The sequence below is a fragment of the Bombilactobacillus sp. ESL1092 genome, assembly GCF_058107465.1.
In genome coordinates this window covers 874,178-895,956 of record NZ_CM176594.1, presented here as the reverse complement: position 1 = coordinate 895,956, position 21,779 = coordinate 874,178, and the positions used below count along the sequence as shown (strand labels likewise).

At 38.7% G+C, this 21,779-nt stretch carries 19 protein-coding genes and 1 tRNA gene; 13 read left to right on the top strand and 7 right to left on the bottom strand.

Annotated elements, in window-relative coordinates:
- Positions 1-13: 13 nt before the first annotated feature.
- Positions 14-2,494, bottom strand: a complete 2,481-nt coding sequence (locus AC3B6Y_RS04130; protein ID WP_489791464.1) for a glycoside hydrolase family 2 TIM barrel-domain containing protein — start codon at positions 2,492-2,494, stop codon at positions 14-16.
- Positions 2,495-2,678: 184 nt separating this feature from the next.
- A tRNA-Lys gene (locus AC3B6Y_RS04125) sits at positions 2,679-2,751 on the bottom strand.
- Positions 2,752-2,873: 122 nt separating this feature from the next.
- Between AC3B6Y_RS04125 and yycF the strand changes: the two genes are divergently transcribed.
- From yycF to AC3B6Y_RS04070, 11 genes are all read left to right on the top strand, one after another.
- A complete protein-coding gene (gene yycF / locus AC3B6Y_RS04120) occupies positions 2,874-3,599 on the top strand; it encodes a response regulator YycF (RefSeq protein WP_489756869.1) in 726 nt (241 codons plus the stop codon).
- Between the two features lie 15 nt (positions 3,600-3,614).
- Entirely contained in the window at positions 3,615-5,489 is a 1,875-nt protein-coding gene (walK, locus tag AC3B6Y_RS04115) for a cell wall metabolism sensor histidine kinase WalK (RefSeq protein ID WP_489775017.1), read from the top strand.
- The gene (locus AC3B6Y_RS04110; RefSeq protein WP_489791462.1) at positions 5,473-6,804 is read left to right on the top strand and encodes a YycH family regulatory protein; all 1,332 of its coding nucleotides are present in this window, start codon (positions 5,473-5,475) and stop codon (positions 6,802-6,804) included. Before walK ends, AC3B6Y_RS04110 begins: the two co-directional genes overlap by 17 nt.
- A 3-nt stretch (positions 6,805-6,807) precedes the next feature.
- Entirely contained in the window at positions 6,808-7,647 is an 840-nt protein-coding gene (locus tag AC3B6Y_RS04105; protein ID WP_489756866.1) for a two-component system regulatory protein YycI, read from the top strand.
- Positions 7,637-8,425, top strand: a complete 789-nt coding sequence (locus AC3B6Y_RS04100; protein ID WP_489791505.1) for an MBL fold metallo-hydrolase — start codon at positions 7,637-7,639, stop codon at positions 8,423-8,425. Before AC3B6Y_RS04105 ends, AC3B6Y_RS04100 begins: the two co-directional genes overlap by 11 nt.
- Before the next feature lie 156 nt (positions 8,426-8,581).
- Positions 8,582-9,871: a S1C family serine protease gene (locus AC3B6Y_RS04095; RefSeq protein WP_489791503.1), complete on the top strand. Its 1,290-nt coding sequence runs from the start codon at positions 8,582-8,584 to the stop codon at positions 9,869-9,871.
- Between the two features lie 314 nt (positions 9,872-10,185).
- Complete coding sequence (gene rlmH / locus AC3B6Y_RS04090) at positions 10,186-10,665, top strand: 23S rRNA (pseudouridine(1915)-N(3))-methyltransferase RlmH (protein WP_489756864.1); 480 nt, start codon at positions 10,186-10,188, stop codon at positions 10,663-10,665.
- A 367-nt stretch (positions 10,666-11,032) separates the two neighbouring features.
- Complete coding sequence (gene apf / locus AC3B6Y_RS04085; RefSeq protein ID WP_489756863.1) at positions 11,033-11,641, top strand: aggregation-promoting factor; 609 nt, start codon at positions 11,033-11,035, stop codon at positions 11,639-11,641.
- A 163-nt stretch (positions 11,642-11,804) separates the two neighbouring features.
- Positions 11,805-12,161 (top strand): arsenate reductase family protein, encoded by a 357-nt coding sequence (locus AC3B6Y_RS04080; RefSeq protein ID WP_489791461.1) that lies wholly within the window; start codon positions 11,805-11,807, stop codon positions 12,159-12,161.
- Positions 12,162-12,269: 108 nt separating this feature from the next.
- A complete protein-coding gene (locus AC3B6Y_RS04075; RefSeq protein ID WP_489791460.1) occupies positions 12,270-13,358 on the top strand; it encodes a YibE/F family protein in 1,089 nt (362 codons plus the stop codon).
- Complete coding sequence (locus AC3B6Y_RS04070; protein WP_489769373.1) at positions 13,355-14,110, top strand: YibE/F family protein; 756 nt, start codon at positions 13,355-13,357, stop codon at positions 14,108-14,110. Before AC3B6Y_RS04075 ends, AC3B6Y_RS04070 begins: the two co-directional genes overlap by 4 nt.
- A gap of 151 nt (positions 14,111-14,261) precedes the next feature.
- On the opposite strand, the gene AC3B6Y_RS04065 is transcribed toward AC3B6Y_RS04070, so the two are convergent.
- The 4 genes from AC3B6Y_RS04065 to AC3B6Y_RS04050 form a co-directional block, all read right to left on the bottom strand.
- The gene (locus AC3B6Y_RS04065) at positions 14,262-15,122 is read right to left on the bottom strand and encodes a helix-turn-helix domain-containing protein (RefSeq protein WP_489756859.1); all 861 of its coding nucleotides are present in this window, start codon (positions 15,120-15,122) and stop codon (positions 14,262-14,264) included.
- Positions 15,123-15,388: 266 nt separating this feature from the next.
- Positions 15,389-17,188, bottom strand: coding sequence for a heavy metal translocating P-type ATPase (locus AC3B6Y_RS04060; RefSeq protein ID WP_489775019.1), 1,800 nt, complete (start codon positions 17,186-17,188; stop codon positions 15,389-15,391).
- Positions 17,189-17,330: 142 nt separating this feature from the next.
- Positions 17,331-18,272 carry a nucleoside hydrolase gene (locus AC3B6Y_RS04055; protein WP_489791459.1) on the bottom strand — a complete coding sequence of 314 codons (942 nt, stop codon included), beginning with the start codon at positions 18,270-18,272 and terminating at the stop codon, positions 17,331-17,333.
- Positions 18,265-18,720 (bottom strand): MarR family winged helix-turn-helix transcriptional regulator, encoded by a 456-nt coding sequence (locus AC3B6Y_RS04050; protein WP_489756856.1) that lies wholly within the window; start codon positions 18,718-18,720, stop codon positions 18,265-18,267. Before AC3B6Y_RS04050 ends, AC3B6Y_RS04055 begins: the two co-directional genes overlap by 8 nt.
- 147 nt (positions 18,721-18,867) lie before the next feature.
- Here AC3B6Y_RS04050 and AC3B6Y_RS04045 point away from each other — a divergent pair, with 147 nt between their 5' ends.
- On the top strand, positions 18,868-19,722 hold the full coding sequence (locus AC3B6Y_RS04045) for a CAP domain-containing protein (protein ID WP_489769376.1): 855 nt from the start codon (positions 18,868-18,870) through the stop codon (positions 19,720-19,722).
- A 125-nt stretch (positions 19,723-19,847) separates the two neighbouring features.
- Positions 19,848-20,000 carry a hypothetical protein gene (locus AC3B6Y_RS04040; protein WP_489756854.1) on the top strand — a complete coding sequence of 51 codons (153 nt, stop codon included), beginning with the start codon at positions 19,848-19,850 and terminating at the stop codon, positions 19,998-20,000.
- Positions 20,001-20,069: 69 nt separating this feature from the next.
- Here the strand turns inward: AC3B6Y_RS04040 and AC3B6Y_RS04035 are convergent, their stop codons facing one another.
- The gene (locus tag AC3B6Y_RS04035; protein WP_489791458.1) at positions 20,070-21,737 is read right to left on the bottom strand and encodes a glycoside hydrolase family 13 protein; all 1,668 of its coding nucleotides are present in this window, start codon (positions 21,735-21,737) and stop codon (positions 20,070-20,072) included.
- Positions 21,738-21,779 lie beyond the last annotated feature (42 nt).

The following is a 21,779-nucleotide window of genomic DNA, read 5'->3' as shown; positions in this document are numbered from 1 at the left end:
TTTTTTTAATGAGTTAAATTTCAATTTGTTGAACCTGGTGGTTAGCTGTTTGCACTGCTAAGACAACTGGTTGCTTCACATCAGACTTTTGGACAATTGCTAAAGCTCTGCCGTGAAAAGTTTGAGTTTGTGCTAATGGTCCATCCGCTTGAGGTTTAGGATTACCACTACCAAAAGCTAAGATTTTAGCTTGGCCCTGGATAATTTGCAGTTGGCAAGTTTGTTCTTGAAGAGAACAAACAGTACCATCTGGAGCTGCCAATTGCACGTTCAGATAATATAAAGCGCCATTGATAGGCAAGGCTTGGTAACTGAGGCGCGTCTTCATTTCTGGTAAATAATTTTGCACATGAACTTGTAATTGCGCATCTTGGACAGCAACAGTCAGGAGGCTAGATTGTCCGATTACTTGGTGGTGTTGATCATAGGCGATGGCTGTTAACTGACCAGGATGATAAGTGGTTTTGAATAATACGCGGCAATGTTCATCAACAGCTTGGCTGGCAATTAATTGTTCATTTAAATATAATGCTACATAAGAGGCATTGCTATAAACTTCAACGATCACGGGCGCATCGTCAGCAACATCAAAACTCCAACTGTGGATCGTATCACTTAACATCCACGGCGTAGTCATGAGTTTCTCACCATAATGCTTGGGGTCTTGCACTGCAAGATAAGGTGTGGTTCGTAAGCCAAAAATGATTTCGCGATAATACGAAAGTGGTCGCCGAAAACCAGTTAAGTCAAAATCACCAACGTAAGCTAATTGCGCAGGAAATTGGGCTCCAAAACCACCTTCACCAAAGTGATAACCGGGAATGCCCACGCCGGCTTCACCGATATAATCCCAACCCGTCCAAGTGAAATCTCCAATAATTTGGGGATATTTTTGAACTAACGGCCAGTTCTGCCAGATTTGTGGCGGATAAGTTTCGGTGCCGACCATTAAGCGCTGGGGGTGATCTTTGACGTCTTGTTCATAGCGAGCAGTCATATAATTGTAGCCCGCTAAATCTGTGATCGGGAAAATTTGATCTAATTTTTGGGAAATGCGCCGGTCAACGACGATGCGATCTAAATATTGATCCATGGCTACCATAAAATTATTCACGGTAATTGCTTCATGGTTTTGTTGGGGTTCTTGTTGATCAACCACTTCACTGATAATATTTAACAGTTCGTTACCTACCGAATACAATCCATTGACTGCCGATAAAGTGTACCGAGTCGGATCTAACTGTTTAATCAGTTGCTCCATTTTTGTCAGTAAGCTAATCCCTTGTGGGGTTCCAATTTCAGGAATTTCATTGCCCAGGGAATATAAAATGACACTAGGGTGATTAAAATCTTTTTCGACCATGGCTTGAACGTCTTTGGCCCACCATTCTTGAAAATAAAGGCTGTAATCATAATCAGATTTGGCACGGTTCCACATGTCAAAAGTTTCATCAAGGACATACATTCCTAGTTCATCACAAGCTTTTAAGAGGGCGGGAGCCGCCGGCTGATGAGCCATGCGAATGGCATTAAACCCCGCTTGTTTCAGCAATTTAATTTGCCGATAGGCACTGACATCATAAGTTGCAGCTCCTAGCAAACCACTATCATGATGAATACCCGCGCCACGTAATTTGACACTTTGACCATTGACTAATAAGCCTTGAGTGGCATTGAGAGCTAATTGTCGTACACCGAAAACCAGTTCATCTTGATCAAGCAATTGTTCTGTTTGACTTAATTGCAATAAGCAACGATACAGATGTGGTTCTTGGGCACTCCACAACAGGGGTTGTGCCCATGATAAACGTAGCTGTAGTGGGCGCTGTTCGTTTGCAGCTAATTGCACAGGATAGTGTTCGGTCAAGATGAGTTGTTGCTGTTCATCATAAATTTGAACTTGCAGTTGCAAGGCAGCGGTTGGATTAATAGTTTGGTTTTGAATGGTCGTCTTTAAATTAATCGTCGCTTGGGCAGAAGTGGCTTGCAAAGTTGTGATTTGCGTAGTGGGCGTTAAATAAGTTTTAGTAGCACTAGTTAATAAGTACACATCGCAAATTAAACCAGAGCCCGAGTACCAGCGACTATTAGGCATGGCCCCAGATTTTACTTGGACGCGAATTTCGTTATTATCCCCAAAATTTAAAAAGGGAGTTAAATCAATGCGAAAAGCGGAATAGCCATACGGACGCTTACCGGCTAATTGACCATTAACGAAGACGAAGGTATTCATATAGGCACCGTCAAATTGTAATTGATAGTTTTTAGTTTGATCTTCCGGCTGAACAAAGAGATTCTTCACGTAAACATAAGTACCACCATCGCGAAAACCGGTGTTGCCGCCGTTCGGACTAGCGCTATAAGCCGGTTGTTCTTGCATAGCGTCATGCGGTAAAGTGACGTTTTGGGCAGTCTTCGGGACATCCCAAATTAAAGCAAAAGAATTATGGTCTTGCCAAAAGAGCCAATCTTGATTCCAGTTAGTTTTTTTCAAAAATAGCACTCCTTTTTTAAAACGATTACATGATTATTATAATGGTTTTATTGACGGAGACAATCACTGATTGACAAAACTACATTTTGCTTGAAGTCAGTAGTCTTGGGGTAAATTTTGAATACAACAAAAAAGCTGTTATACTAACTTTTGAAGTTATAATAACAGCTTTTACTAAGATTGATGGGTGGTCAGGGGATCGAACCCTGGACCCACGGATTAAGAGTCCGTTGCTCTGCCAGCTGAGCTAACCACCCGTAAGCACAATGAATATATTAGCATATTCTCCAGCTTTTGGCAATAAGATTTAGAGAATTTTGTCATGAATTGCTAAAATCTAGTATACTGGATACGAGAAACCAAGGAGGTATTCTACCTTATGGCTAATAAAGTTTTAATTGTTGATGATGAAAAACCAATTTCTGATATTATCAAATACAATTTAGATAAAGAAGGTTTTCAAACCGTCGTAGCTTTTGATGGTGAGGAAGCATTAGAGCAAGTGGAGAGTGAAGCTCCAGATTTAATTATTTTAGATTTAATGTTGCCGAAAATTGATGGCTTAGAGGTGGCACGGCAAGTGCGCAAGACCAAAGATACACCAATCATTATGCTGACGGCTAAAGATTCAGAGTTAGATAAGGTTTTAGGCCTAGAGATGGGTGCCGACGATTATGTGACTAAACCTTTTTCCAATCGTGAATTAGTAGCACGGGTTAAGGCTAATTTACGGCGGCAAAAAGTTAATTTGAACAATAGTGATGAACATTCAACTGCCGAAATTGAAGTTGGTTCCTTAACAATCTTGCCAGAAGCTTATACGGTCATGAAGAATGGTCGGGAATTGGAATTAACGCATCGGGAATTTGAATTATTGTATTACTTAGCGCAGCATATTGGCCAGGTAATGACTCGGGAGAATTTGTTACAAACAGTTTGGGGCTATGATTATTTTGGTGATGTGCGCACAGTCGACGTCACAATTCGGCGTTTGCGTGAAAAAGTAGAAGATGATCCTAGTAAGCCTGAATATTTAATTACACGCCGCGGTGTTGGTTACTATTTAAAAGCGGAAACTAGTTCGAAGGATCCTAAAAAAGATTAATAGGGGCTTATGGCCGTGACAAAGCGAACAAAATTTTTTAGTTCTATGCAATTCAAAATTGCATTAGTTTTTATTTTATTGTTGTTGAGTACGATTGAAATTATCGGAGCTTATTTTGTGCATCGTTTAGAGCAGCAAAATGTAGAAACCTTTGAAACGCAGGTACAATTACCTTCATGGTTAACTACGCCTTTAGCAGTTAATTTGACAAGTAATACAGCTAAGGCTCGTAAAAATATTCGAGCAACAGTGCGGGATTTTACGAATATTCAAATTTCTGAGATGGAAGTAATTGATAGTCAAGGGCGGATTGTGGCCATTAAAGGTGACAATAATCAAGCTTCAGTAGGTAAGCGAACGGCGAATTCTCAAATTAAAGATGTGATTTATTCCGGACGAAAATTAACACAGATTTCACATAATGACCGTGATGGTAGTTATTATTTATCCATTACGCCCTTGTTAAACTCTAATGGTGATAACAATTCAACGGTCGGGGCGGTCTATGTCCGCGCTGATATGGATCCAGTTTATAAAAATATTAACCGGATTGTCTTTATCTTCTTTGTAGCGTCGTTAGTTGCCGGGATTTTAGGGGCGGTGATTTCCATCGTAGTAGCGCGTGCCATTACCCGCCCGATTGTTGAAATGCAGCGCCAAGCCTTACGGATGGCCCGCGGGGACTATTCTGGGCAGGTTCGGGTTTATAGTGAAGATGAATTAGGCCAATTAGCGATTGCGGTGAACAATTTATCGGTTAAAGTTGAAGAAGAACAGGAAAATTCCGATGCCGAGCGGCGCCGGTTGGATAGTGTTTTAACCCAGATGTCGGATGGAGTGCTAGCCACAGATCGGCACGGCAAAATTACGATTATTAATGAAACCGCTCAAGAATTTTTGAATGTGGATTCGAATTCAACGCAACCATTAGATTTAATGGAGTTATTAAATTTAGATCAACATTTAGATTTTGAAGATATTTTAGATAATCAGGAAGAACGGATTATTGAACTGCAAGCTGATGGTGATGAATTGATTTTGCAGGCTGACTTTTCTTTAATCAAACGTAATACGGGGTTTGTCACGGGGGTCGTTTGTGTCTTACATGATGTGACGGAGCAGCAAAAGATTGATCGCGATCGGCGGGAGTTTGTGTCCAATGTTTCGCACGAATTGCGCACACCGTTGACGAGTTTGCGTAGTTATGTGGAAACTTTAAATGATGGTGCGTGGCAAGATCCGCAATTAGCACCGCAATTTTTAAAAGTGACGCAAGAAGAAACGGAGCGTATGATTCGCATGGTTAACTCCCTGTTGAGTCTTTCGCGCTTAGATCAAGGAACGGCTAAAATCAACGTTGAGTTAGTTAATTTTAACGAAATGTTCAATTATATTTTGGATCGGTTTGACTTGATGCTGCAAAAAGAAGCCGACCATGCGCAAGCTGAACAAAAGAATTTTGTTTCACATCGAATTAAGCGAATCTTTACGAAACGTGACTTATGGGTTGAGATTGATCCTGATAAAATGACGCAAGCTATCGATAATATTATGAATAACGCTTTGAAGTATTCACCTGACGGTGGTACGATCACTTGCCGCTTATTGGATACCAATCATAATGTGATTTTGAGTATTGCCGATCAAGGCTTGGGGATTCCGCGTAAAGATATCAAACGTATTTTTGACCGGTTTTACCGCGTTGATAAGGCACGTTCGCGCAAACAAGGTGGTACGGGTTTGGGCTTAGCCATTTCTAAAGAAGTGATTGAAGCTCAAGGCGGCCATATTTGGGTGAACAGTGCGGAAAATCGGGGTTCCACTTTTTATATTTCCTTACCATATGATCCTAGTGAAAGTGAGGGTGAGTGGGATGAAGCACCTGAATAATTTGTTGTTGCGCGTAAGTTTGGCAGTAGCAGTTTTGATTAGTTTGATTTTGTCATGGTTAATTTGGACGAATAATGCCAAGTATCAGCAGGCCTTACCGCCAAGCAGTAAACAGCAAACAATTAGTCAACGTAATGCTGGGGTCTCCAAAAAAATGAATGAGATTTTTTTACCAACCAAACTCTTACTCACAAAAAAGCACCAACAGTATGCGGCTAGCAGTAATCAAGCCAATTTGATTACGACAACGATGAATCTTTTCAAGACTGCCAAATTAGATCATGTTAAATTGTTAAGTCAGCATGGTGCGGCTAATTATCAGCATTATTTGCAACTAAATAATACCTTGCAATTAATTTATCCAACGCAATTGAGCATTAATGCGCTGGCGGAATTGATTAATCAACGTGGTATTCAACAGCACGGTGAACAAAAAATTAATCGGATAGTAGTAACTCGACCAACGGGCAAAAAGCGAGTTCAGATTTTTTTATTAGATGATCAAAAGCAAGCTGTTTATCAAGTTCAGCAACGGAAGTTACTGCCCCAGCGCATACGAAAAATTACGCAAGATGCTAGTTTTACAGTACCAGTTACAATTAAACAAAATCGTAAATTTAAAACTGCTAATTTGGATTATCAAAAGCCGTTACGGCTGAGTAAAGTCAGTTATTTAATTGCGAAACAAACTAATAATACCTATGTGTCTAATCTGTTGAATTCGCAACAGGAATCAGATATTTCCACCCACAAGAACGGGACGATGACGACTTATCGTAGTGGCGTTAATCGCAGTTTAGTGGTAGATAATAAAACTAATTTAGTCACCTATAGTGATTATTCTAAAACCACCGTTCCCCAGACTATGGGATCCTTGTTTGATCAGTCTTTTCAAATTTTGGCTAAATCTGGAAGTTCCTTGAACGGGCTATACTTCTTTTCTTATAATGATAAAAATAAGCAATTGATCTTTCGCAATTACGTGAATGGCTTTCCTATTTTTTATCCTGAAGATGTGGGCAGTGTGAATGTTAGTTACACGACTAACGCTCAGCGGTTAACTTTTTCGAAGCAATTTTTGCAAGTGCCTTTACCAACTGACCAAGCACCAGTGCAGTTGCCAGATACCAAAACCGTGATTCAAAAACTGTCCCAGGCAGCTTACAATCCGAAAAATATTCAAAAGATTTTAATTGGTTATACCTGGATGGCTGATGATCAAAACAAGCAAATCGTTAACTTAACGCCAGAATATTATGTTTTGATGAATAATCAATGGCGTTCTTTGACGAGTTGGTTGAATCATGGGAGGTAATTAATGGACTTTCGCAGAATTGAAATTATCTTTTTATGTGTCTTTATTGCGTTAGATGTTTTTTTATTTACTTCATATACGCAAACGCGCAAACAAGTGGTAATCACTAATAATATTGCCCATTCCACGTTAGAAAAAGAAATGAATCAAGATAATATCACGATTAATGGTAAGTTAAGCACCAAAAATAGTGCTGGTTATTACTTGGCTAGCCAAGATGATCAACATATTTTGCATACAGGGCAAATGAAATTGCGTGGAATTACGTGGAGTTATGACGATATTAAAAAGCAATTAAATTGTTATTTGGACAATCCGCTAACATTAACGACCCAAAATGCCGTGACTAAATTGAACAATTTTGTTGCGAAGTCCCAAAATGTTACTCATGGCCGCGAATATCAATATGCGAAACATTTATCGACGGCTAATACGATCGTTTTTGTTCAAAAGGTGAAATTAGGTCAAGTGTATGAACCTACAGGCCGCATTAATTTTAAAATTGTGAATCATCGTTTAGTCAGTTATGAGCAAACTTATGTGAATGCGATGAATGTTTTGCATGAAAAACAAAGTACAATTAGTGAGCAGCGCGCGGTTTATAATTTGTATACTAATAACGAAATCCCGAGTAATTCGCAGGTGAAATGGGCGGACTTGGCCTATGCTAAATTATTAAAAGTTAAAAATAGTACGATTTATATTCCCGTTTGGTACGTTGCTTTTGTGCCGAAAGGTGAGCATACACCACAAATTCGCCGAGTTAATGCCTTTAGTGGCGCAATTTTAAAAAAGAATACTACACAAGGAGTGAAAGTTAGTGACTACAGCAATGCAAGTTAGTGTTTTAGCTAGTAGTAGTCAGGGCAATTGTTTATATATTAAAACTCCCAAGCAACACGTCTTAGTTGATGCGGGGCTCTCGGGCAAGAAAATTAAGGCTTTACTAGCAAGTATTGGTGAAGATATTAACCAGATTGATTCTTTATTTGTCACGCACGAACATAGTGATCATATTCAAGGCGTGGGTGTCTTGGCGCGGCGGTACGGTTTAGATGTGTATGCAAACCAAAAGACTTGGCAAAAAATGAGTGCTAAAATAGGATCCATACCGCAACCACAGCAACATATCTTTGCGGCAAACAGTGTACTCAGCTTAGGTGATTTAGACGTCGAAAGTTTTAGCGTGTCTCACGATGCAGTAGATCCGCAATTTTATAATTTTCATTACCAAGATCATAGCTTTGTTGATTTAACCGATACAGGTTATGTGTCAGATCGGGTTAAATATGTGATTCAAAATGCGGATGGTTTTTTAATGGAATGTAATCATGATTTAGAAATGTTACGACAAGGGCAATATCCCTGGCCTTTGAAGCAACGAATTATCAGTGACGAAGGACATTTGTCTAATCGTGATGGCGCTGAAGTTTTGTTAGATGTGCTTGGGAATCGCACGAAGCAAGTCTTTTTAGGTCATTTAAGTCCGCATAATAATTTACCGACTTTGGCTCATCAAACAGTCAGTCAAATTTTAATGCAACATGATTATGGCGTGGATCATGACTTTTGGTTGCATGATACTTTCCCCCAACAAGCCACGAAGTTAACGGTAATTTGAAAGAATATTCATGATTTTTTAACATCTATTGTTTACAATAAGAACAAGACTAAAAGTAAAGTCGAAGCATGATAGATTGAGAGATTTAATTTTTGCAGCGTGGGATAACTCATTCTTGTAGTTCAGTACAATAGGAGATTAGGTATCTCAACAAAAATTACAAACAATGTAAGGGGGAAACGTAACTTGAAAAATAATTCGCAATTAGGATTATTAAAAGTCGCAATTGTGGCCTTGGTTTCTGCTTTTATCGGTGTGGGACTGGGCTTTTATGGTTTTAGTCATTGGGGTAATTCCGCCAATAATGCTAATCAAAGTGTGATCACAGGCTCCGGTAAAGCAGGTACGACAAAGGTCAGCAATGTGACTGTGAAGTCGAATAACCAAATGACCAATGCTTTTAAAAAGGTCAAAGGTTCGGTCGTTTCAGTGATTAATTATCAACGTGAAGAGCAAAATGATGATAATTCACTGGGAGCTTTATTTGGCAGTCTATATGGTGATGATGGTTCCAATGCCCAAGGTAATACTGATTCCAATAATAAAAGTAAATTACAAGAATCTAGTGAAGGTTCGGGTGTGATTTATGCTAAACAAAATGGTAAAGCTTATGTAGTAACTAATAATCATGTGGTTTCAGGTTCACAAAAGTTGGAAGTTATTTTGAGTGATGGTAGCAAGATTACGGCCAAGAAAGTCGGAACGGATTCGATTACTGACTTAGCAGTGCTCTCGGTTAGTTCTGATAAAATTAAAGGCACCGCTACTTTTGGCAATTCAGATGCTGTCACACCGGGTGAATCGGTCATTGCCATTGGTTCACCTTTAGGCAGTAAATATGCTACTTCAGTTACCGAAGGGATTATTTCTGCCAAAAATCGGACTATTGATACGACGGATGAAAAAACGGGTCAAAAGACGGGCCAAGCCACCGTTTTACAAACAGATACGGCTATTAATCCTGGAAATTCTGGCGGTCCCTTGGTTAATGCCGCGGGGCAAGTCATTGGGATTAATTCAATGAAACTGGCATCTAGTACAGACGGTACCTCCGTTGAAGGCATGGGCTTTGCCATTCCTAGTAATGAAGTTGTCAAAATCATTAATCAGTTAGTGCAAAATGGTAAGATTCAACGGCCGGCTTTAGGCATTAAAGTGGCCGACTTGGATCAAGTGCCGAGTCAGCAACAACGTTCCATCTTAAAATTACCAGACAATGTTAACTCAGGCGTTTTAGTTTACTCAGTGTCCAACGATTCGGTTGCTAAGATGGCTGGTTTAAAGAAGTATGATGTGATTGTTGCTTTAAATGGTAAGAAAATTAATAATATTGCTGATTTGCACACGCAACTTTATAACCATTCCGTCGGGGATACGGTTAAATTGCAATTCTATCGTGATGGCAAAGAACAGAGTGTTGATATGAAATTAACGAAAGCCGATTAAAACGAGCGCTTTAGCAAAATATCGGTGAAATAAATATGAACTGGGACTAGACAAACTTTAGTTCCAGTTTTTTTTGCAAATTAAGTGAAAAAAATTTGGCCGATTAGACAAGTAAGAGCTATTAGGAAAACTTATCCACAAGGAAGTGGATAAGTTTGTTTATAACTGGTAAGATTGGAAGCAGTTATGCAGAAAAGTTATCAACAGAATTGTGTAAATCTTGTTGATAAGTGGATAAATATCCAAATGGGTCTAGCAAAAGCTATTTATAGTGGATTTTGTTTGAGAGAGAAATTTGTGGAAAAGAGAAGAGCATGAAAGTTAAAATTATTGGTGTAGGCAAAATTAAGAAGAAATTTTTTGTACAAGGAATTGATGAATATGCACATCGGCTGCAAAGTTTTTGTGACTTGCAGATTGTCGAAGTGAATGATGAAAAGGCTCCTGAAAATTTAAGTGCGGCGCAAATGCAGCAAGTTAAGGATTTAGAGGGGCAACGGATTTTAGCTAAAATCAAACCCGATGAGTACGTCTTTGCGCTAGCTATTAAAGGAAGAGAATTATCTTCGCCAGAATTAGCAGCTCAGATTGATGAGTTAGTAACTTATGGTCATAGTAAGTTAACTTTCGTGATTGGTGGATCGCTAGGTTTAAGTCCGGCAGTCTTACGACGGGCCCAATTGCAATTGTCGTTTGGCAAATTTACGATGCCCCATCAGTTAATGCGCTTAGTCTTAACGGAACAAATTTATCGTGCATTTATGATTAATGCGGGTAATCCATACCATAAATAAGGAACAAACGACTAGTTTAGAGGAGAATTGTAATATTTAATTGAGAAAATTGGCTGAAGTTTCCGTGGGGAAATTCTCAATCAGCACGTGCTAAAAATAAAATAGCTCCAACTAAAGTCGAATAAAGCCTAATGACAATACTGGTTGGCGCCGATTGTTTTTTTTAAAAGTCTTTCATTTCACATATAAGCTTAATCTAAAAAATTAATTAGATTCTATGTAACACGTTTGTAATATAGCTCGAAATTTATTATTAGTTTGAAACACTTTCGTAATATTTCTCTGTTAGTATATCTCTTGTTGAACGGTACAGCCCGTTTGGTAAATTTATTTTCGTTTTTTTATTTTAAAGGAGAGTATATATTCTATGAAATTTAGACAAGTAGCCGTTGCCACAGTTTTAAGTATTGTCTCATTCTTCGGTGCTTCACAGGTTGCTAAAGCAGACAGCATTTATACAGTTAAACCAGGTGATACTTTATCCGGTATTTCCTTACAGCTTCGTAATGATCTTAGTTTAATTAATCAAGTTGCTGCTGATAACAATATTCAAGATGTTAATATGATTTATGTGGGTCAAAAATTAGTCATCAAAGATGACGGCCAAGTAGCTCAAGCTACTGATAGCCAAGTTCAAAATACCCCAGCTGTTGATTCAGTCCAACAAGCTGTTAATAATAATGCAGCTAGTTACCAACAACCAGCAGTTCAAGCAACAACTCAGACAAGCCAATCTACAAATGCCGCTACTGGTAATTATGACAGTGCTCGTGAATGGATTGCTGGTCGTGAATCTGGTGGTTCTTATACTGCTCAAAACGGTCGTTACTATGGTAAGTATCAATTAGATTCTTCCTATTTAAATGGTGACTATTCACCAGCTAACCAAGAACGGGTTGCCAATAACTACGTAACTTCACGTTACGGTTCATGGGCTGGTGCACAACAATTTTGGATGAGCCACGGCTGGTACTAAACTAAAATTTTAATCAAATAAATAATTTATCCTCGATATTCACGTGTTGAAAAAGGCGGCCAGTTTTGGTCGCCTTTTTTATGCTGATTGATATTAGAAAAATGATGATTACGCTGATAAGCAATGCTAGTATGATTAAGGGGAGAGCCAAGGAGGTCATGATATGAAAAAGTTTTACGGTTATAAAAAGTGTTCCACTTCGCGTAAAGCACAAAAATATTTGGATGAACATCATGTACAATACGAATTTCAAGATTTAGTGGCCCAACCCCCAACTAAAATAGAGTTGGTTCAGTGGTTGAGCGCGCATCAAGATCGTGGGCTGAAATATTTTTTTAATACGCATGGTGTTGATTATCGAGAACAAAATTTGAAAGAACAGCTCCCCACAATGTCGATTGATAGAGCAGCCGAATTAATGTCTCACAATGGTAAGTTAATTAAACGTCCCTTGATGGTCGAAGGTGATCATTTGACTTGTGGGTTTGATGAAGCAACTTATGATGAAACTTGGCTATAAGTTACTTTGGGTGTGGACTTGGATTGTAAGAATGTTAGACTATAATAGTTCGTTATGGAAGATGAAAAATTGCGAGAGCTTAATTAATCAAAGAAAAGAGTATTTTATTTGAAACAAAAGATTCGTCCTAATAAATGGTGGCTATTAATCATTCTGATCGTGGGATTGTTAGGTATCGTTAATTGGCAGAGCTTTAGCCACCAAACGGTTGCGCAAGTTCAGTCAGTGCAGGTGATCAAGCGCCATAATCAAGAAGATTCTTATCAAAATCATGATCAACGTATTACCCAAAAACTGCGTGTCAAAATTTTAAATGGTCCCAAACGGGGGCAAAAGCGGACTCTATTGAACACTTATCTCCAGTCACAGGCCAATACGAATCGCTATTTTGTGCATACGCAGTTATTTATTGGTCAAGATCAAAAAAATCAACATTTTAATATTATTGGTCCCAAACGAGATGGGGTTTTGTGGTGCATGTTACTCATCGTGAGTGTTTTATTAATCGGTTTGCTCAACAAAGCCGGCTGGCAAGCCTTGAGTAGCGCACTAATCAATGTCTTATTCTTTGTGGGAGCTCTAGTTTTAACGACAAAATGGCAGAATCAGCATATCTTAGCCATTAGTTTAGGTTTGACCTTGTTAGTAACTTTAAGCACGTTATGGATTATCTTTGGCTATTCGCGACAAACTTTGATTGCCGTCGTCGCGACTTTAAGTAGTACGCTATTAGCTTTGGGTGTGAGTGCTTTGATCCTACAGTTAAGTCATAACGAAGGCATTCATTTTGAAACATTGAATTATGGAATTCAACCGTTTGAATTAGTCTTTTTTGCAGAAACCTTGTTAGGGGTTTTGGGAGCAGTGATGGATGAAACGACTGATATTACGGCCTCTTTGCATCAGTTACTACAAGAACAGCCGCAAATTAGTGCGAAAGAGATTTTTCAATCGGGCTTAGTCATTGGTCGTGAAATTATCGGACCGCTAGTGAATATTTTATTTTTTATCTTTATTGCAGAGTTAATTCCAATTGTGGTTTTATATTTGCGCAATGGTAATACACTGGGGTTTGCACTTTCTAGAACAATGACTTTAGGCTACACGCAAACGGTTATTAGTGCGATTGGCATTGTTTTAGCTGTGCCGATTACCACTGTGTTAGCCGGTAAATGGTTACGAGGATATCAAGCATGATTTATTTAACACTCTTTTTATTAGTTCTTTTATTATTAATTTGCGGCTATCAAGGCTGGAAAATATTTTTAAGTTTAGCCAGTAGTTTTATTGTTTTATTGGCGTTGATTATGTTGATTGCCGATGAATTTCCACCAGTCTTAGTGGGGGTGCTCTTAACGATTGGCTTAACTTGTTTGGCGATTTATCCGAATACGAAAAATCCCCAAGTTCAAAAAACGGCGTTAGTCACCACCTTAATTATGTTAGCAGTGGTCTTATTAGTGACCCTAGTGGTGGTACGACTGTCATTTAGTCACGGTTTTTCGGTTGAGGATACTGAAGAAATTGAGCAATTTGTTTTAGGGGTCGGCGTTTCTTTTCCGCAAATTCAAGTGGTCGTGGTCTTAATCAGCGCCTTGGGTGCCATTGCTGAAGCTAGTATTGCTGTGAGTTCCGGCGTCTGGGAAATTGTGCGTTACCAACCGAACATTGAGGAACATCAGCTGTTAAAGGCGGGGTTAGCGATTGGCCAAAAGAATATTGCCACTGCCTTAAATACATTGCTATTTAGTTTTTTTGGGAGTTATTTGACCTTATGGTTATGGTTCGTCCAGCTCAATTATTCTTGGCAAAAAATTGTTAATAATGCTATTTTTATTGCCGCCGTTTTGGAATTATTAATCTCTTTTTTAGGAGTTATTGGCGCAGTTTACTTAACGAATTATTATATTTTATGGCAAAGACGTCACCATAAAGGGTCAACTAATTAATTTATCGATCACAAAAAAAGCCAACCAAAGCAGGCGAGGGTACTAATAACTGTTTATAGTACCTTAAAAATCAGAAGTTTGGGTCTAATTTGTAGTTAGGCTTTAACTTCTGATTTTTGTCTCACACGTTTTTTAGTTGGCTTTTTTGATATTAATTGTTAAATTCAAAGACTAATTGCTCTGAATCTTTTAATTTATTAGTCCAGCGTTCCATCTGGTAATGCTCTAAGGTGGCAATCGCAGAGTCCATTTGCGGTTGACCGTCTGTAGGGTGACCATGAATATAACTAACGGCACCATTAATATATTGGCGCAACAAGCGTTCCAATAATTGATTAGGTGATAACTTAATTTGATTTAAAGAACCTGTTAGTAATTCTAGTTTTTCAATTTGCTTTTTTTCAATTGCCAAAAAAGCTAAGATCACATGAATCTGCACGACCAAACTCATTTCACTCGGGTAATACATATACTTATTGATGTCTTTCATCAAAACTTGCAAAAACTGATCAATGGCCTTATTACTGAAAGCAAAAATACAGTTTAAAAATAAAGTAATGTCGTACTGTGACCAATACTCTAAGTGGCTAAAATATTTAACTAACGGATCGGCTTTTTCCGAATGAAATTGGTGCAATAAGTAATCAGATGATAGCTCTGCTTGGATGGCTAAATGTTGATACTTGGAGTTTGGATCGGAGCCATGGCGTTGTTTAATTTCTTCGGATAATTGGTGTAATTCGGTGGCTTGATGATTGCTTAATAAATCGGCAATTTTATCTTGATAAAGAAAAAAATCGGAACGTTGAAAATCGTTATTAATATATTGAAATTCTTCGAGTGTAATGTGTAACCGATCTAAAAGTTGAAAAAAAACATCAACTGCTAGTTGAGTTTGTCCGTTAATAAACCGATAATATTCAGACCGTGAGACAATATTATCGATTAATTCAGTAACTTTAATACCTTTCATTTTTTGGATTTTAGCAATAGTTTGACCAATATGCTGCATTTACAACTTCCCTACCTATCACTTCTAAATTCAATGATTTATGAAAAAAATAATTTGCTGAAATCAGAAACAGTAAAAAAATAATTGAGTGACTGATGATCTACAAAAAGTATCTACTACTAACTAGTATACCGCTAAATCACACCAATTATTAATTTTTGACTGCAATTTATCTTTTAATTATAAACTATCTTATCAGGGTAAAGAAAAAGTTACCACTCATTTTTGCATAAATGGTAACTTTTAAGTAATAATAAAGTTGGCTGTTAGTTAAAATTAGTTTTACCATGCCGCGCTTTTAAGGCCCATAAAATAGAAACTGTATCAATTACTTCTTGCAGTAGTGCGCCAATAATTGTTGGAATAATTCCTACTGCCGCGATTAACATCAGGCCAATACAAATGAAGATTCCAATTAAAACAGATTGCTTAGCAATGGTCATCGTTTCGCGCGAAATAATCAGTGCTCGAGTTAAGCGGCTTAAGTCGTCTTTGACAATTACGACATCAGCGGCTTCACTAGCAGCAGTTGAACCTTTGGCGCCCATTGCAATTCCCACATCAGCAACGGCTAAAGAAGGAGCGTCATTCACGCCATCGCCGACCATCGCTAAAGGCCGTTGGGTTGAGGGTGTTTGTTTTAAGGCGTTAATTTTATCTTCGGGTAAGAGATTGGCTTTAACGGTAGGGACACCAACTTCATGAGCAACTGTCTCAGCAGTAGTTTGATTGTCGCCGGTTAACATTTGTAAATTGGTTAAGCCTAATTGCTTTAGTTGGGTCATGGTCGTTGCAGCTTCAGGACGAACTTGATCTAAAAAGGTAATTTTACCAGCGTACTGGTCGGCAACACTGACGTAAATTGTCGGTTGGTCGTTATGATCTGCTGGTAAATTAGGTGCCACGAAGTCGAGTTTACCAGCTTTAATTAATTGCTGCTGAATCTGACCTTGCACCCCTTGAGCAGTGACTTCACTTAATTGGTCAACTTCGAGTAATTGATCATGATAAGAGTTCAGTAAAGAAGTAGCTAAAATATGATTCGATTGTTGTTCGACACTTGCGGCAAACTGGAGTACTTGTTCTTTGGTAAAACCATTCTGAGGTTGTACTTGGTCTAAAGCTAATTGGCCTTGAGTGATGGTTCCGGTTTTATCAAAAGCAATGGTTTTTAAGAGCGCCATTTTTTCAATGGAAGTTCCACTTTTAACAATAATTCCGTTGCGACTAGTGCGACTCATTCCTGAAACTAATGCAATGGGCGCTGCTAAAATTAACGGACATGGCGAAGCAACTACTAAAACCTGGGCAAAACGGTTCGGATCTTTGGTAATAATCCAAGCAATGCCCGAAATAATTAAGGCAATAATTGTAAAAGGTACCGCGTAGCGATCAGCTAAACGAACGAAATGCGCTGGTTGGTCTTGAGATTCTTTAACCAAGCGAATAATTTTTTGATACTGTGAATCGGCAGCTAACTTAGTAGCGCGAAATTCAATCGCCGAAGAACCATTGATAGAACCGGACATGAGTTCACTACCAACACTTTTTTCAACAGGTTTGGATTCCCCAGTTAAAGAAGCTTCATCAAAATTGCCGGTGCCCTTAGTGACGATTCCGTCAACAGGAACTTGTTCGCCAGGCTTGACCAATAGCAGATCATTAATTTGAACTTCCTCTAAAGAAATATCATCAATGTCATCCGACTGCTTGATCCGGTGTGCTTGTTCCGGAGCATGATCTAATAACGCCTTGAGTTCACTACCTGCTCGGTTGGCTGCATAATCTTCCAAAGTATCGCCACCGACTAACATTAATAAAATGATCAAACTAGCCCAATACTGGCCCACCGCTAACGTGGAGATAATGGCCAAAATAGCTAATAAATCAACGCCATACTTGCCAGATCTTAACGTTTTAATCATTTCAACAGTCATGGAAAGAGCTAGGAACAAGCCGACTACAGTAATTAAAATTTGCGCCCATAGATTGAGGTGCAATCCAAATTGTAAAACTAAAGCAACTAATGCAATCAAAAAGATAACCAATAATTTCTTGTAGTGCATAATAGACCTTCCTAACTTTCTAGTTTAGAATCATTATAATCTAAAACTAAAAATAGTCAAACTCAAACGAGTTTGACTATTCTTTAGTTTGTTGAGCGACCGGCTTGGTGGCGCAGACTTCTAAGCGCTACTGGTCGCAGTATTATGATAATCTTTGATCTAAAATACTTAAGGAATCACTTAAAAGTTGGATCACACGGGGTCTGTCAACTTGTTGTAAGACTAAGACGTTAGCTGAAGCTTCTTGGTCGGAGTTGACTTGGACTTTGCCACGTAAGTCGCCCCAAGTAGTGTTAACTTTTAAAGCTAATTTTTGACCTTGGAAAATATCAGGTTGTAATAAATAAGAAGCAGTTGATAAATCATGGATCGGAGCCAGATCAAATCCGTGACTTTTTTGTTCAGCGCGGGAATATGGTACTAAAATTTCATAAGCTAATTGACTAGCTGGACCGCGACCTTTTAAAGCTTGGATTTCCGCACTGCTTATTGCTGTGTGATTGGTCACGTCTAGGCCACATAAAACAATATCCAATCCTGAAGTCAAGACGATATTCGCTGCATCGGGATCAACGTAAAAGTTAAATTCAGCATCCTTGGTGACATTACCCCCACTTAAAGCGCCACCCATAATGATGATTTGTTTAATCTTTGCTTGATCTTCAGGAAAAACTTTTAGCAATAAAGCAATATTAGTTAACGGTGCAGTGGCCACAATGGTCATGGGTGTACTACTGTGAGAAATCATTTCGTGCAGTAAAGTCACACCGTTCTGGCTGGCCAATGGGTATTCATCCGCTTCAGGGGGAAAAGTTGGTCCCGCTAGACCATTTTTACCATGGAATTCAGAAGCGTTTTGTAAATTTTTGATAATCGGTTGCGCTTGTCCCGGCGCCATCGGGGTTGTTTGTTTTAAAAACCATAGAATGTGTTGTAAATTGCGAGTGACGTTACTGAGTACTTGATTGCCTCCAACCGTCGTCATCGCTGTCACGTGTAACTTTTCAGGATGTGCAAAAACTTCAAGAATAGCAATGGAATCATCGCTACCTGGATCACAATCAAAAACAATATTTTCAATCATTTTTCTTTTCCTCCTGGTGGTTAAGCTTGGATAATTCTGCCGGCAATTTTTCTAAAGCTTTGATGAAACTATGGCGCTGAAAAGTACTCAAACTACTGAGTAATTGCTCGTTACTTTCTTCTAAAAAGTGACTGATTTGAGGCTGTAAAGCCTCAGCTTTTGGTAAAACAGAAACAATTTTTAAGCGTGAATCAGACGGTGAAATATTGCGAACAATTAATTCATTTTCTTCCATTTTTTGTAAAACACTAGTTGCAGTTGAACGGCGAATATTAAACTCTCGTTCAATATCTTTTTGATAAACGTATTGATTTTGTGGCAAATGATTTAAATAGTCAATAATTTGAATTTGTACACCAGTTAAACCAAATTGTTTAGCAAAATGATTAATTTGTCGTGATAATTGATTAGAAACAATTTTGATCAAGTGCATAACGTTTTCGGTCACTAACGAACCACCCCCATATACCATAATGTTAGCATACTGCCTAAGGAAATTCATTAGTTCCACGTGCAGGATTACACAGAGATTAAATTTAACTATTGGTGATTGGTTAAGTTATAATAAGAAAAAAGGCTTGCGAGGAGGGCGGCAATGAAACTCAAAAGCTATTGGCTGCCAGTGCTTATTTTCGGATGGGTATTATGGATAGCAAGTTATATGAACATGATGCCGGTTGATGCTGCTTCATTAAATTTAAGTGAGTATCACCAAGCTTTGAATCAAGAATTAAATCGATTGCGGCAGCAAAACGATTTGCCAGTGTTACAAGTTGATTCACAGTTGGAAAGTTTTTCACAACAGCGGGCCCAGGATTTGGCGCAACAACGTAGTTTAAGTCATGATAATAACTGGGGAACCTTTCATCCCAATAGTTATACAGGTGAGAATTTAGAACGAATTATGGACACGGGTAATGTGCGGCAAAATGTCGTCAACGCGTTAGCTTTTTTTTATGATGATTACGGTAATCCCGATTTCGGGCACCGCAAGAACATGCTTAATCCGTTATACACGCAAGTAGGTGTGGGAATTGCTCAAAGTGGCGATGGGGTCTTATACTTGGTGCAAACTTTTTGGACACCAGACACCACTAATTGGTCAATAACGCAGCAACAACAAGCGCAAGCTTATTATCAATACACACAAGCTCAGGGTTTAGCTGCTGATTATCCGTCCACTTATGACCTGTCACAAAAAGAAGATTGGTGGCAATATCCGCAAAAAAATGCCACGAGTGCCATGTTTCGCTTACAAGGTGTAGTACAAACTGTGCAAACTACGCCTGTATATAATCATCTGGGGCAAAAAATAGCTCAACGCTTTTTGCCGAGTAATTCGCAGTGGTACACGAATTGTTTTAAAATGATTGCTGGTCAGCCCTTTTACCAAGTCGCTGCTGATGAATGGTTACCTGCTCGCGCAGTTAAGTGTTTGCCGCATCAATAACGGCCAATTTAGGGTGGTTGATTGGAAAAATAATTTATCAGAATTATGACTTGAATCTTGTTGGTTTTTTACGTAAAATAAAATAGTTGAGTTAAATTAATTTTCGAACAGGGAGGAGGATTACGATGGCTAATACACATAAAGGTGTGACCGGACGTCGCCGCCCAGTTTCCAAGTTGAATTCTGCAAAGCGTCGTCAACATACAGACGAAGTACTTGCTTTTTTGCAAAACGGTTTAGATGATATGAAGAAAGATTATCATAAAGCTGATAAGTAATAATAATTAAGAAAAACTCCCGTTGGTTTTGGCTAACGGGAGTTTTTCTACTTTTTAAGTGGTCAACGGCTATTTTAATAAATAAGCTTTACTTTCATAAGGTCGTAGCTGAGTTCCTAAATCATCAGGATAATTGCCAACGATTAATTGCCCGGTTTCTTGGTGGTAGTCGCGCTGGAGGGTTTGGTCAGTAAAGTTATTCATGACTAGTAAAGTTTGACCTTGATAATGTCTGAGATAACTAAAGACTTGCTCATCATCAGCATCTAATAACTGATAATCACCATATTTGATTAAATCGGAATCATGCCGCAATTGAATTAATTTTTGGTAATAGTAAAATACGGAGTCTGGATCAGCTAATTCGTTCTCCACATTAATCTGCGGATAATTAGTATTTAATTGATACCAAGGTTGGGCGGTGGTGAAACCGGCATTTTTTTGTGCAGACCATTGCATGGGCGTACGGGCATTGTCGCGGGACTTGTAAGCCAAATAATGCAACATTGTCTGTGAGGGCACGATCTGTTCTTGATCCACTAATTGATGATAAGCATTGATGGATTCAATATCTTCATATTGGGATAATTGGGTAAAATTAGTATTTGTCATGCCCAGTTCTTCACCTTCATAAATGTAAGGCGTACCCTGCAGCAAATGTAAAGTTGTCGCTAGCATTTTGGCAGATAGCTCGCGATATGTTTGATGATCATTGCCAAAACGGGATACCGCCCGCGGTTGGTCGTGATTGCCCCAGTATAAACTATTCCAAGCCTTGCCTGACAGTGTTTCTTCCCATTTTGAGAGAACACGTTTTAAATCTTTTAATTGCGTTGGTTGGTCGTTCCATTTGCCAAGCCGAGCATCAGGATTAGCACCTAAGTCTACATGTTCAAATTGAAAGACCATATTCAATTCGCGTCCGTCTAAATTCGTATAATTGATCACATCTTCTGGCTTAGAGTTAGGCATTTCACCGACAGTCATAATATCGTATTGTGATAACACTTCTCGGTTCATTTCTTGTAAAAATTCATTCAGTCGTGGCCCATCAGCCACGGTGGCAAAGGTATCACCATACTTAGCACCGTCTTTTTGAAGAGCATCTGGTAAGCCTTGTGGTTTCGAAATAAAGTTGATGACGTCCATTCGAAAACCATCGACACCTTTATCTAGCCAAAACTTCATAAGAGAATATACAGCTTGGCGAACTTGGGGATTTTCCCAATTTAAATCTGGTTGACCTTCAGCAAACAAGTGTAAATAATACTGTTTTCGTTCAGGTACATAAGTCCAAGCAGAACCACTAAAAGCAGAGCCCCAATTGTTTGGCTCGTGACCGTCGACAGGATCGCGCCAAATATAATAGTCAGCATAAGGATTATCTTGTGATTGTTTACTAATTTGAAACCACTGATGCTGATCCGAAGTATGGTTAACCACTAAATCCATCAAAATCTTGAGACCTTGTTGATGTGCTGCTGCCAGCAAAGAATCAAAATCAGCCATCGTCCCAAAAACCGGTTGGATTTTGCGATAATCCGAAATATCGTAACCATTATCAACATCAGGTGATTGATAAATTGGATTGAGCCATAAAACATCCACACCTAATTTTTTTAAATAAGGTAAACGCTGCTTAATACCGTTTAAATCACCAATACCATCATTATTGCTGTCTTGAAAACTGCGGGGGTAAATTTGATAAACTACTGAATCTTTAAACCAATTGGCCATAGATGTTCTCCTCAATCTGTAAATTGACTTGCCACAAAACTG

Coding starts and splice junctions, on each gene's coding strand:
- yycF (WP_489756869.1), top strand. CDS start 2,874: ATGGCTAATAAAGTTTTAATTGTTGATGATGAAAAACCAATTTCTGAT.
- AC3B6Y_RS04110 (WP_489791462.1), top strand. CDS start 5,473: ATGAAGCACCTGAATAATTTGTTGTTGCGCGTAAGTTTGGCAGTAGCA.
- AC3B6Y_RS04105 (WP_489756866.1), top strand. CDS start 6,808: ATGGACTTTCGCAGAATTGAAATTATCTTTTTATGTGTCTTTATTGCG.
- AC3B6Y_RS04100 (WP_489791505.1), top strand. CDS start 7,637: ATGCAAGTTAGTGTTTTAGCTAGTAGTAGTCAGGGCAATTGTTTATAT.
- rlmH (WP_489756864.1), top strand. CDS start 10,186: ATGAAAGTTAAAATTATTGGTGTAGGCAAAATTAAGAAGAAATTTTTT.
- apf (WP_489756863.1), top strand. CDS start 11,033: ATGAAATTTAGACAAGTAGCCGTTGCCACAGTTTTAAGTATTGTCTCA.
- AC3B6Y_RS04080 (WP_489791461.1), top strand. CDS start 11,805: ATGAAAAAGTTTTACGGTTATAAAAAGTGTTCCACTTCGCGTAAAGCA.
- AC3B6Y_RS04070 (WP_489769373.1), top strand. CDS start 13,355: ATGATTTATTTAACACTCTTTTTATTAGTTCTTTTATTATTAATTTGC.
- AC3B6Y_RS04065 (WP_489756859.1), bottom strand. CDS start 15,122: ATGCAGCATATTGGTCAAACTATTGCTAAAATCCAAAAAATGAAAGGT.
- AC3B6Y_RS04060 (WP_489775019.1), bottom strand. CDS start 17,188: ATGCACTACAAGAAATTATTGGTTATCTTTTTGATTGCATTAGTTGCT.
- AC3B6Y_RS04055 (WP_489791459.1), bottom strand. CDS start 18,272: ATGATTGAAAATATTGTTTTTGATTGTGATCCAGGTAGCGATGATTCC.
- AC3B6Y_RS04045 (WP_489769376.1), top strand. CDS start 18,868: ATGAAACTCAAAAGCTATTGGCTGCCAGTGCTTATTTTCGGATGGGTA.
- AC3B6Y_RS04040 (WP_489756854.1), top strand. CDS start 19,848: ATGGCTAATACACATAAAGGTGTGACCGGACGTCGCCGCCCAGTTTCC.
- AC3B6Y_RS04035 (WP_489791458.1), bottom strand. CDS start 21,737: ATGGCCAATTGGTTTAAAGATTCAGTAGTTTATCAAATTTACCCCCGC.